The organism is Sphingomonas sp. PL-96 (assembly GCF_020707215.1).
In the GTDB taxonomy this organism is placed as follows: domain Bacteria; phylum Pseudomonadota; class Alphaproteobacteria; order Sphingomonadales; family Sphingomonadaceae; genus Sphingomonas.
In genome coordinates, this window is record NZ_JAJFET010000001.1 from 366044 (window position 1) to 378002 (window position 11959).

Annotated in this window: 12 protein-coding genes; 2 read left to right on the forward strand and 10 right to left on the reverse strand. The window is 67.8% G+C overall.

Annotated elements, in window-relative coordinates; all coding sequences use genetic code 11:
• Positions 1-60: 60 nt before the first annotated feature.
• The 10 genes from LK533_RS01720 to aroQ all read right to left on the reverse strand — a co-directional run bounded on the left by LK533_RS01720 (position 61) and on the right by aroQ (position 10536).
• Positions 61-1314 carry a DUF418 domain-containing protein gene (locus LK533_RS01720; RefSeq protein ID WP_229361030.1) on the reverse strand — a complete coding sequence of 418 codons (1254 nt, stop codon included), beginning with the start codon at positions 1312-1314 and terminating at the stop codon, positions 61-63.
• A gap of 268 nt (positions 1315-1582) precedes the next feature.
• Positions 1583-3802, reverse strand: a complete 2220-nt coding sequence (gene purL, locus LK533_RS01725) for a phosphoribosylformylglycinamidine synthase subunit PurL (protein ID WP_229361031.1) — start codon at positions 3800-3802, stop codon at positions 1583-1585.
• A 72-nt stretch (positions 3803-3874) separates the two neighbouring features.
• Positions 3875-4792: a D-alanyl-D-alanine carboxypeptidase family protein gene (locus tag LK533_RS01730; RefSeq protein WP_324255249.1), complete on the reverse strand. Its 918-nt coding sequence runs from the start codon at positions 4790-4792 to the stop codon at positions 3875-3877.
• A gap of 124 nt (positions 4793-4916) precedes the next feature.
• Entirely contained in the window at positions 4917-5615 is a 699-nt protein-coding gene (locus LK533_RS01735) for an LrgB family protein (RefSeq protein WP_229361033.1), read from the reverse strand.
• A complete protein-coding gene (locus tag LK533_RS01740) occupies positions 5612-5962 on the reverse strand; it encodes a CidA/LrgA family protein (RefSeq protein WP_229361034.1) in 351 nt (116 codons plus the stop codon). The genes LK533_RS01735 and LK533_RS01740 overlap by 4 nt, the downstream gene beginning before the upstream one ends.
• 248 nt (positions 5963-6210) lie before the next feature.
• Positions 6211-7773, reverse strand: a complete 1563-nt coding sequence (locus tag LK533_RS01745) for a phospholipase D-like domain-containing protein (protein WP_229361035.1) — start codon at positions 7771-7773, stop codon at positions 6211-6213.
• A 4-nt stretch (positions 7774-7777) separates the two neighbouring features.
• Positions 7778-8122, reverse strand: coding sequence for an arsenate reductase (glutaredoxin) (gene arsC, locus LK533_RS01750; RefSeq protein ID WP_229361036.1), 345 nt, complete (start codon positions 8120-8122; stop codon positions 7778-7780).
• 85 nt (positions 8123-8207) lie between these two features.
• The gene (gene accC / locus LK533_RS01755; protein WP_229361037.1) at positions 8208-9563 is read right to left on the reverse strand and encodes an acetyl-CoA carboxylase biotin carboxylase subunit; all 1356 of its coding nucleotides are present in this window, start codon (positions 9561-9563) and stop codon (positions 8208-8210) included.
• Between the two features lie 4 nt (positions 9564-9567).
• Positions 9568-10071, reverse strand: a complete 504-nt coding sequence (gene accB / locus LK533_RS01760; protein ID WP_229361038.1) for an acetyl-CoA carboxylase biotin carboxyl carrier protein — start codon at positions 10069-10071, stop codon at positions 9568-9570.
• A gap of 30 nt (positions 10072-10101) precedes the next feature.
• Complete coding sequence (gene aroQ / locus LK533_RS01765; RefSeq protein ID WP_229361039.1) at positions 10102-10536, reverse strand: type II 3-dehydroquinate dehydratase; 435 nt, start codon at positions 10534-10536, stop codon at positions 10102-10104.
• 118 nt (positions 10537-10654) lie between these two features.
• Here aroQ and thiS point away from each other — a divergent pair, with 118 nt between their 5' ends.
• Together thiS and LK533_RS01780 are read left to right on the forward strand one after the other, a co-directional pair.
• Positions 10655-11659, forward strand: a complete 1005-nt coding sequence (gene thiS, locus LK533_RS01775; RefSeq protein ID WP_267494990.1) for a sulfur carrier protein ThiS — start codon at positions 10655-10657, stop codon at positions 11657-11659.
• 113 nt (positions 11660-11772) lie between these two features.
• Entirely contained in the window at positions 11773-11943 is a 171-nt protein-coding gene (locus LK533_RS01780; protein ID WP_229361730.1) for a CsbD family protein, read from the forward strand.
• Positions 11944-11959 lie beyond the last annotated feature (16 nt).

Consider the following 11959-nt stretch of genomic DNA (forward strand, 5'->3'; position numbering starts at 1 on the left):
CGCCATTGCGAATGGGTCGCAACTGTTTTGCGACGCATTCGCAAATCAACGGGAATGATCTCAGCGGGCGGGTAGCGCCGCTCCCCGCATCGGCTGGAACTCGAGTCGCGCCAGCGTCCGCCACAACCACTCGAACGGTCCGTAGCGGAACCGGGACAGCCAGGCCTGCGACCACAGCAGCATCGCCGCCCACATCGCGAACACGACCGGATAGAGCGCCGCGCGCGAGAAGGTCCCGTACCAGCCCAGGCCATAGCCGTAAAAGAGCGTCGTCATCACGATGCTGGTCGCCAGGTAATTGGTGAACGCCATCCGCCCCGCCGCGGCGATCCGCTCGGTCAGCGCGCCGCCCGGCCGCGCCAGCAGCAGGATCAGGCACGCCCAGCCGAGGATCATCAGAACGCGCAAAGGCGGAGCAATGGCCATGCTTGCCGCCACCGTAACCAGGCCGAAGTTGCGCGACACCAGCCATGCGGCGAGCAGCGCATAGCCCGGAATGCCGATGCCGAAGCAGACGAGCAGCCAGCGACGGAGGCGCGCGCGCGACCACCCGCCGGTCAGCATCCCCGAACGCAGCGCCGCCATGCCGAACAGCATGTACCCCAGCGTTTCCGCGCCGACGAACAGCGTGGACGAGAGGGAGGTGGAGAGTTCTGACCAGCGATGCGCGATCAGCCCTGCCCAGCTGCCGCGATGGAGCGCGAACTCCGACTGGATATGCGCCGCGCTCGGCACGCCCATCGCATCGACAAAGGTCCGCAGCGACTCGGCACTGGCGGCCGCCTTGGCCGGATCGGGGTCGTGGATGCCGGCCTGCATCGCCGCCACGCCAAGCGGCATAAAGGCCAGCAGCAGCCAGGCGGTCGCGACCAGCACGATCCCGCGCGTGACCAGCGTCTTTTCGTCCGCATGACGGCACGAGTAGGCGATCGCGCCGATCACCGCATACTGGTTCAGGATGTCGCCCCACCACAGCAGCAGCAGATGGGCGATGCCGAACACGAACAACCAGGCCATGCGGGAGAAGTGCACGCGCGCCGGGCTCTCGCCCTTTGCCTCCGCGCGCTCGATCACCAGCAGCATCGATGCGCCGAACAACAGGCTGAACAGCCCGCGCATCTTGCCGTCGAACAGCACGAAATTGACGAGAAAGACGGCCAGGTCGGCGCCCCGGTACCCGCCATAGGCGGCGGGGTTGATATAGGCGGCGTCGGGCATCGCGAACGCAACGATGTTCATCAGCAAGATGCCCATCACGGCTACCCCGCGAACCGTATCCAGCGTCCCGATCCGGTCCGCCTGCGTCGTCGCCATCGCTATTCCCCCGCTGTCCCCGCAGGCGATGCTAGAGGAAGATGGGGTGGAGCTAAAGCGGCGCGGTGCGGGGTTGCGACGGGTAGGGTTCGGATACTCGCACGCCGCCCGCGCAAGCCAGTGCCCGCGAAGACGCTCCGCCGCTGGCCTTCAGTGCTCCCGCGCAAGCGGGCCCAGGGTTCCACGCGCTGCCGCCGGCCCTGCTGGGCTGGATCCCCGCCTGCGCCGGGATACGGAGTGGGGCGGGGGCGGTGCCCCCAACCCAGCGTCAGGCGAGGGCGGCGTCGCTGCCCATCAGATTGGGGAAGAAGCCCTCGTGCGCCGTGCGCAGCGCATCGAGCGGCACGACGAAGTCGCCGTCGGCCAGCTCAAAGATCAGCCGGCTGCCGATGGTGCGGCCGATCGGCTCCGCCTCGATGCCAGCCGCCTGCGCGCCCTTGAGGAAGTCGAGCAGCGGATGGTCGTGCACCGTCACCAGATACACGCCCTGGTCTTCGCCAAAGAAGGAGCAGGCGTGGTCGTACGGCTGCTTCTTGTCGAGGATCGCGCCGACGTTGCCGGCCAGCGCCATCTCGGCGAGTGCCACCGCCAGGCCGCCGTCGGACACGTCGTGCGCCGCCGTCACCACGCCCGCGGTGATCGCCGCGCGCAGATAGTCGCCGGTGCGGCGCTCCTGCTCCAGGTCCACCGGCGGCGGGGGGCCTTCCTCGCGGCCGTGGATCTCGCGCAGCCACAGCGACTGGCCGAGGTGGCCGGAGCGGTTGCCGAGCGCGATGATGATGTCGCCGGTCTGCTTGAAGGCGATGGTCATCGACTTCTCCCAGTCGGCCATCAGCCCCAGGCCGCCGATCGCCGGCGTCGGCAGGATCGCCGAGCCGCCGCCCGTCGCCTTCGACTCGTTGTAGAGCGACACGTTGCCCGACACGATCGGGAAGTCGAGCGCGCGGCACGCCTCGCCCATGCCCTCCAGGCATCCGACGATCTGGCCCATGATCTCGGGCCGCTGCGGGTTGGCGAAGTTCAGGCAGTTGGTGATCGCAAGCGGGGTGGCGCCCACCGCGGTCAGGTTGCGCCACGCCTCGGCCACCGCCTGCTTGCCGCCCTCGACCGGGTCCGCGAAGCAATAGCGCGGGGTGGAGTCGGTGGTGATCGCCAGCGCCTTCTTGGTGCCGTGCACGCGCACCACCGCGGCGTCGCCGCCCGGGCGCTGCACGGTGTCGGCGCCGACCATGTGGTCATACTGCTCCCAGATCCACCGCCGGCTGGCGATGTCGGGCGAGCCCATCAGCTTGAGCAGGTCCGCGGCCGGATCGCCGCACGCAGGCACGTTCGTCAGCTCGGCCGGCTTCGGCGTCGGCACATGCGGACGGTCGTAGAGCGGCGCCTCGTCGGCGAGCGGGGCGAGGGGAATGTCGGCAACCGTGTCGCCCTTCCACTTCAGCACCATGCGGCCGGTGTCGGTCACGCGGCCGATGATCGCGAAATCGAGTTCCCACTTGCGGAAGATCGCCTCGGCGAAGTCCTCGCGGCCGGGCTTCAGCACCATGAGCATGCGCTCCTGGCTCTCCGACAGCATCATTTCATAGGGCGTCATGCCCTCTTCGCGCTGGGGAACATCGTCCATCACCAGCTCGATGCCGACCCCGCCCTTGGACGCCATCTCGACCGAGGAAGAGGTGAGGCCGGCGGCACCCATGTCCTGGATCGCGACGATCGCGTCCGATGCCATCAACTCCAGGCACGCCTCGATCAGCAGCTTCTCGGTGAAAGGATCGCCGACCTGGACGGTGGGACGCTTCTCTTCCGAATCCTCGCCGAAATCGGCCGAGGCCATGGTCGCGCCGTGGATGCCGTCGCGGCCGGTCTTCGAACCCACATAGACGATCGGATTGCCCACGCCCGAGGCGGCCGAGTAGAAGATCTTGTCCTGGTCGGCGACGCCCACGGTCATCGCGTTGACCAGGATGTTGCCGTCATAGGCCGGGTGGAAGTTCACCTCGCCACCCACGGTCGGCACGCCCACGCAGTTGCCATAGCCGCCGATGCCGTGGACCACGCCCGCGATCAGGTGGCGCATCTTGGGATGGTCAGGCCGGCCGAAGCGCAGCGCGTTCAGGTTCGCGACCGGCCGCGCGCCCATGGTGAACACGTCGCGCAGGATGCCGCCCACGCCCGTCGCCGCGCCCTGGTATGGCTCGATGTAGGAGGGGTGGTTGTGCGACTCCATCTTGAAGATCGCCGCCTGGCCATCGCCGATGTCGACCACGCCCGCATTCTCGCCTGGGCCGCAGATTACCTGCGGTCCCTCGGTCGGCAGCTTCTTCAGATGAATGCGGCTCGACTTGTACGAGCAGTGCTCGGACCACATCACCGAGAAGATGCCGAGCTCCGTCAAATTGGGCTCGCGCCCCATCGCGTGCAGGACGCGCTCATATTCCTCGGGGGAAAGGCCGTGCTCGGCGACGATCTCGGGCGTGATCTGGGTCATGCGCGAGCCCTTAGCGGCACCGGCGCGAAGGGGCTAGAGGGTGCGCGCGTGGCGGCACTTCAGAATGCGGTCTCAGGCCGACAGTGCCCTAGCCAGTTCGGTCCAGCTGACCGGCGCCGCAAGGGTCGACGCAGCGTTCGCCATCCCTGTAAGCGCCAGATAGTCGCCGTAGCGGTCCATCACCGTCGGAGACCCGATCGTTACCGAGGCGACACGTTCCCCGTTAGCCCGCTCCGAAACCGCTGCGAGGTTAAACAGCGAAGGGTAGAGCGAGCCGGATTTTCCGCCCCTGAACTGGGGGATGGCGAAGTCGGGGCAGAGCTTGCGTGTCGATGCCTGGAAGATGGACGCGACGGGCAATTGCCGCGGGTCTGGGCCGCCGATTGACAGGACATGCCGCGGCTTTCCCCAGACTCCGGTGATCGCGGGATAGTCGAGGCAAGCCACCACCAGCTGCGACAGGTCGCGCGCGGTGGAATGCTGTCCGCGGGCGCCAAGCCCATGCGGGTTCAGGAAGTGCGACCGCTTCATCCGCAGACTTTGCGCGACGGCGTTCATTTCGCGGACGAAACGGTCAATGGGCGCAATGCCGGCTGCCCGCTCCTGCTGCAGCAGCATGCGGCCGAAATGCCGCGCGAGGACGTTGGCGCCGATGTTGGACGAAGCAAGCAGCACGTTTGCGAGCATGTCCTGAAAGCTCAGGCAATCGCCCGCCCGCAGGTTCCGTCCCGAACCCTCCGCAAGGTCGCCGGCTTCCACGACCAATTCGGGAGGGGCGGGCATGTTGCCTCGATCGAGGATGTGAAGCGCGGTCACCGCCGTCAGAAGCTTGGTGATCGAGGCGGGAGGCGCCGGGCGATCGGCATCCTTTTCGTGCAGGATCACGAAGGACCCGGGCAGGCCGCGGGAAAGCTGGATGCAGATCGCGCTTCTGGCGCTTAATGCCACGTCAGGTCCGGCCGAGCGAGCGCCCGCTGGTTCCCCCATCATCCCCTCCCCCTGCGACAGGGTCCCTGTTCGCCGCCGTCCGTAAGGCGCGTTGATTGTATTTGTGATGCAGTTGCAGTGTCTTGGGGACGGTCACACCATTTTCTTGAACAAACTGCAAGGGATCTCAGAACAACGCCACCAGCGACAGCAGCAGCGCGGTCATCGCGGCGTTGAGCGCCATGGCCATGCCGGCAAAGGTGCCTGCCGTCTCGCTCACCTGAAAGGCGCGGGCGGTGCCCAGGCCGTGCGCGGTCACGCCGACGGCAAAGCCGCGGGCGCGCGGATCGGTGATCTTGAGGCCGTCGAGCAGCGGCGTCGCCACCATCGCCCCGAAGATGCCGGTCGTCAGGATGGCCACCGCCGCCAGTGCCGGAATGCCGCCGATGCTATCGGCAATCGCCATGCCGACCGGCGTCGTGGCCGAATGCGGCGCCAGCGTCGCCAGCACCCGCGGCGAGGCGCCGAACGCCCAGCCGATTGCAACCGCGCTGCCGATCGCCGTAATCGATCCGGCGAGCAGCGCGGCGAGCACTGCCTTGCCGGAGCGGCGCACCAGCGGCCAGTTGCGCCACAGCGGTACGGCAAGCGCCACCGTGGCGGGGCCCAGCAGGAAGCTGAGCGTTGCGGTTCCCTGCGCATAGGTCCGGTACGGCGTGCCTGTCGCGTAGAGGATCGCGGCCAGCACCGGCACCGACATCAACACGGGATGGGCAAGCGGATGGCGGTTGCTCCGCCGCGAGATCCGGTCCGCGCCTTCGAACACCAGCAGAGTCGCGGTGATCCACAGCAGCGGCATGTCGAGCAGGGAGGCAAGCGCGCTCATGCCGCGGTCTCGCTGCGGGCGGAGACCCAGCGAAACACCAGCGCGGTCACGGCGATGGTCAGCAGCGTCGCCATGACGCAGGCGACGAGGATCGCGACGCCGTCGCGGGCGAGGGCGGGACCCTCGTCGATCAGCCCCATCGTGGCCGGCACGAACAGCACGGCGAAGTGGCCGATCAGCCAGGTCGCCACCGCCTTCAGTTCCACCCGTTCGCCCGGGCGCAGTTTCAGCCAGAAGAACAGCAGGAACATGCCGAGCACCGGGCCGGGCAGCGGCACCCCGAGCCCGCGGTTCAGCGCCTCTCCGACAAGTTGGCAGAACAGCAGCAGGGAAATGGCGGCGATCATGGTCGATCCTCAGGCACGGCAGCGTCGGCGTGCCCGCGCCTTTAGCGTCGTTCGCGCATGGTTTCACCGTCGGGTTTCACGGTCGTCACGGCTTGAGCCGGGATGTTGTTTTGCGCCACTCCCGCTGTGCTCCTGCGGAGGCAGGAGCGCAGGGCGTCATGCGACGCAGCCCGTTGCTCTGCTTGGCCCTGGGTTCCTGCCTTCGCAGGAACACGCGGATGGGGGCGGTTCGGTGCCCGACCGAAGCGTCAGTCGCGCCGTCCGCGCCGGCGCCACAGCAGCGCCGCGACGCCGCCCACGGCCGCTGCCGCCACCGCGCCTCCCGCGTAGAGCGCCGGTGGTACCGGCGCCTTGTGGCCGGGGCGCAGCCGCCGCATCAGCCCGCGCTTCGACAGCGCCTCGAACATCTCCTCGGGCCCTTCCGGGTCGAGCACCTCATTGTCGGCCAGCCACTTCTCGACGCTGTTGAGGTCGGGATCCTTGTACGGGCGCAGGCGGCGGCCGGTCGCGGGGCTCAGCGCTTCAATGGTGGCGATCAGCGACCCTGTCTCCGCCATGTGCCGGGCGACGGCTTCGGGCTCGGCACCAGTGTGCTCGGCCACCAGCGCATGGGCGACATTGGCGATGGCAGGGGCGGCGTGCGCGTTGGCGGACCGGGTTGAATCGATCGTCACGTCGCACTCGGTGTCGAGCCGCATCGAACGGTTGTTGAAGTTCGACGACCCGACCCGCAGGATCTCGCCATCGATCACCGTGACCTTGGCGTGGATGTAGATCGGATCGCCGGCTTCGTTTTCGGCATGATAGACGCGCAGCCGCCCGTGCCGGTCGCGCCGGCGCAGCGCCTCCAGCAGCCGCGAGCGCGCCGTGTCCATCGCGATCGGCTCCAGCCAACCTTGCGCGCTCACCGGATTGACGATCACGATCTCCGGCCCGTTCGGTTCGTCCAGCCGGCGGGCGATCGCCTCGGCGATCTTGCGCGACGCGAAATACTGGCTCTCGGCATAGATCCAGCGTTCGGCGCGCGCGATCAGGTCCAGGTACAGCGCCTCGATCTCGCGTACGGGCGGCTGGCCCGGCATTTCGGGGGAGGAGCGGGAGATGGCGACTTCGACGTCGGTAAAGGTGGCGTCCAGCCCCTCGGGCCAGGGCGGGCTCACATCTTCGCTGGGTTCGGAGATCGGCTTGCCGCCGGCCAGCTGCCACCGCGTCCGGCACAGCTCGCCCAGCGCCTTGGCGACCGGTCCCGCGAGCGCGGTGGTGGCATCGTGCCACGGGCCATAGGGTGTGCCGTCCGGCTCGACCCGGCCCGGCTGCTCGGCGCGATGGTCGCGCGTGTCCCAGCGGTCGGCGGTCATGTCGATGCCGCCGCAAAAGGCGAGGCAGTCGTCGATCACGACGATCTTCTGGTGGTGGGAGGCAGCCGGCGGGTGGAAGCCGTCGAGCTTGGCGGTGATGCGCGGGTGCGCCATCCAGCGCAGCAGCGTCAGGATCGTGCTGCCGCGGAACATCGCCTTCAGCGCGCCGGTGTCCCAGCGCAGGATGTGGACGTGCAACCCCTTGCGGGCCTCCACCAGCCATTCGAGGAACGCGCCGACATGGATCGGGCCGTCGTCCTCCTCCTGCTGGATCAGCTTGATGCGGCCGTCGAAATCCCAGCCGACCAGCAGCAGCTGCTCCTCAGCCTTTCGCATCGCCGCGCGGGCCAGGCGGAAATAGGCGTCGGCATCGATGATGACGGCGGCGCGGGTCGCAGGCTCGATCCGCCAGCAGTTGCGGCCGGGTTCCAGTGCGGGCGAGAGCTTGGCCATCGTTCTACAGGATCTCGCGCACGATTTCGGGAGGGCGGCCGAGCCGGACACCCTTTTCGGTTTCGACCAGCGGCCGCTCGATCAGGATCGGGTGGTTCGCCATCGCATCGAGGATTGCGTCATCGGAGGCGCCGGCGAGCCCAAGCTCCTTCGCGACCGTCTCGCCCTTGCGCAGACCCTGCGCGGGGGAGATGCCCGCACGCGCATAGAACTCCTTCAGTCGGTCCCGGTCGGGCGGCGTCTTCAGATACTCGACGATTTCGACTTCCACGCCCGAAGTCTCAGTAAGGATAGCGAGCGTTTCGCGGGACTTGGAGCAGCGGGGATTGTGCCAGATGGTCGCCTTCAATGCGTTCTTCCCTGCTGCTTGTTGGACGGTGGGGAGGGGGGCGGGCCCGGCCGGGGACATTCCCCGCGGCGGTCCCGCCCCATGCTCATGCGGCCGGCTGCTTCGCCAGCCACTCCTCCAGCCACTTGATCGTATAGGCGCCCTGGCGGAACTCGGGGTCGTCGAGCAGCGCCTGGTGGAGCGGGATGGTGGTCTTCATCCCCTCGATCACGAACTCGTCGAGCGCGCGCTGCAGGCGCAGGAGGCAGCCCTCGCGGGTGCGGCCATAGACGATCAGCTTGGCGATCATGCTGTCGTAATAGGGCGGCACCTTGTAGCCGGCATAGAGGCCGCTATCGACACGGACGTGCATGCCGCCCGGTACGTGATAGGCCGCGACCTTGCCCGGGGAGGGCGTGAAGGTCCGCGGATCCTCGGCATTGATGCGACATTCGATCGCATGGCCGCGGAACTCGATCTCGTCCTGTGCGACCGACAGCGGATGGCCTTCGGCGACGCGGATCTGCTCGCGCACCAGGTCGACGCCGGTGATCATCTCCGTCACAGGATGCTCCACCTGCAGGCGGGTGTTCATCTCGATGAAGTAGAACTCGCCGTCTTCCCACAGGAACTCGATCGTGCCCGCACCACGATAGCCCATGTCGGCCATCGCCTTGGCCACGATCGCGCCCATGCGGTCGCGTTCCTCGGTCGACAGGATCGGGGAGGGGGCTTCCTCCAGCACCTTCTGGTGGCGGCGCTGCAGCGAGCAGTCGCGCTCACCCAGGTGGATGGCGTTGCCGTTGCCGTCGCCGAACACCTGGAACTCGATGTGCCTGGGGTTGCCCAGGTACTTTTCCATGTAGACGGTGGCGTCGCCGAACGCCGCCTTCGCCTCGGTGCCCGCCTGCTGCATCAGCGTTTCGAGCTGGTCGGGGCTGGTGCACACCTTCATGCCGCGGCCGCCGCCGCCGGATGCCGCCTTGATGATGACGGGATAGCCGATCTGCTCGGCCAGCGCCTTGGCCTCGGCCAGGTCGCTGATCGCGCCGTCCGAGCCCGGCACCAGCGGCAGGCCCAGGGCGCCCGCGGTGCGCTTGGCCTCGACCTTGTCGCCCATCGTGCGGATGTGCTCGGGCTTTGGCCCGACAAAGATCAGGTTATGCGATTCGACGATCTCGGCGAACTTGGCGTTCTCCGACAGGAAGCCATAACCGGGATGGATCGCGTCCGCGCCCGTCACCTCGGCTGCGGAGATGATGTTGGGGATGTTGAGGTAGCTCTCGGCCGCAGACGGCGGCCCGATGCACACCGCCTCGTCCGCAAGCCGCACATGCATCGCATCGGCGTCGGCGGTCGAATGGACCGCCACCGTCTTGATGCCCATTTCATGGCAGGCGCGGTGGATGCGGAGTGCGATCTCGCCGCGATTGGCGATCAGCAGCTTCTTGATCTCGGGCACAGGCTTACTCGACGACGACGAGCGGCTGGTCGAATTCGACGGGCTGCCCGTTCGAGACGAGCACCGCGGTGACGGTGCCGGCTGCCGTCGCCTGGATCGGGTTCATCACCTTCATCGCCTCGATGATCACCAGCGTGTCGCCGGCCGCGACCTTCTGGCCGACCGAGACGAAGGGCTTGGCGCCGGGCTCTGCTGCCAGATAGACGGTGCCGACCATCGGCGACTTGACCGCGTCGGCCGTTGCGGTCGGCGCCGAACCGCCGGCTTCGGCCGGGGCGGCTGCGGGCGAGACGAGGCCGCCGGCCATCGGTGCTGCCTGCGGTGCATAGCCCTGCGGCATCGCCATCGGGACCTGCGCGACGGGTGCCGCCTTGCGCGCGACGCGAACCTTGCGGCTGCCGTCCTCGACCTCGATTTCGGTCAGCTGAGTCTGGTCGAGCACTTCCGCCAGCTGGCGCACCAGCTCGATGTCGATCGCCATGGTGGCGGGTTGCGTATCTTCTGCCATGTGACCCCCAAGGGAAAAACCGGGCTCCTGTCAGATGCGCGCGGCAGCTTCAAGCGCCAGGAGGTAGGAAAGCGCCCCGAAACCCGCGATGGTTCCTTTCGCGGCACGCCCTACCAGGCTCGTGTGACGAAACGACTCCCGCGCATGCGGGTTCGACAGATGCACCTCGATCACCGGCGTCTTCACCGACTTGATCGCGTCGTGCAGCGCCACCGATGTATGGGTAAACCCGCCCGCGTTCAGCAGCACGGCGCGCGCGCCTTGCGCCTGGGCCTCGTGCAGCCAGTCGATCAGATGGCCTTCGTGGTTCGACTGGCGCAGGTCGATCTCCAGGTCGAGCTCGCGGGCGCGATCCTCCAGCATGCCGGCGATGTCGTCCAGCGTGTCGTGGCCATAGATTTCGGGCTCGCGCAGCCCCAGCAGGTTCAGGTTGGGGCCGTTGAGGACGTAAACGGTGTCGGCCATGCGCTGCCTTTCGGTTGCGGGCCGGCTTGCCGGCACCCTATATGCCCAGGCCATAGCCGCGAGCGCCGAACGAAGTCGAGACGCGCCGCGAACCCGACGACAGGCAAGGCGAACCCGAATGCACAACGACGGCACCATCTCGATCATCGTCAACGGCGAGCACAAGCGCGTCCGCGCCGGCCAGACGATCGCCGAACTCGCCGCGGAGATCGGCCTGGTGCCCGAAAAGGTCGCGGTGGAACGCAATCTGGAGGTGGTGCCCCGCTCGACCCTGCGCGAGGTGCAGCTGCAGGATGGCGACGAGCTGGAGATCGTGCACTTCGTCGGCGGCGGCGACCATGGTGTGGCGGTGGACGAGGATCGTTGGAGCGTCGCCGGCAAGAGCTTCCGCTCGCGCCTGATCGTCGGCACTGGCAAGTACAAGGACATGGCGCAGAACGCCGCCGCGGTCGAAGCGTCGGGCGCCGAGATCGTCACGGTCGCCGTGCGTCGGGTCAACGTCACGGACCCGAATGCGCCGATGCTCACCGACTTCATCGATCCCAAAAAGATCACCTATCTTCCCAACACGGCCGGCTGCTTCACGGCCGAGGACGCGATCCGCACGTTGCGGCTGGCGCGCGAGGCCGGCGGCTGGGAGCTGGTGAAGCTGGAGGTGCTGGGCGAGGCGCGCACGCTGTACCCCGACATGGTCGAGACGCTGCGCGCGACCGAGATCCTGGCCAAGGAAGGCTTCAAGCCGATGGTCTATTGCGTCGACGATCCCATCGCCGCCAAGCGGCTGGAAGACGTCGGCGCGGTTGCGATCATGCCGCTTGGCGCGCCGATCGGCTCGGGCCTCGGCATCCAGAACAAGGTGACGATCCGCCTGATCGTCGAGGGCGCAAAGGTGCCGGTGCTGGTCGACGCGGGCGTCGGCACCGCGTCGGACGCGGCCGCAGCGATGGAACTCGGCTGCGACGGCGTGCTCATGAACACGGCGATTGCTGAGGCAAAGGACCCGATACTGATGGCGCAGGCGATGCGTGCCGCGATCGAGGCGGGCCGGCTCGCCTATCGCGCCGGCCGCATGGGCAAGCGCCGGTATGCCGACCCGTCGAGCCCGCTCGCCGGACTGATCTAGATCAGAGTTTCGGGCGGGATCGTGGAACCGTGACCGCCGCCGTCCGTTCTTCTTCCCGATGGCTGAACGGCGCGCGTCCCGCTGCTGCCGCGGCCACCGAGAGGAGAAGAATCATGGGTGAACTCACCGACAAGATCAAAGGCAACATCAACGAAGCGCTCGGCAAGGCCAAGCAGCAGAGCGACAACCCCGCCACCCGCGACGAGGGTGCCGTGCAGGAAGGCAAGGGGAAGGCCCAGCAGTTCGCCGGCAAGGTGAAGGGCGCGCTCGGCGACGACATCTGAGCCACGACCAGTTCCG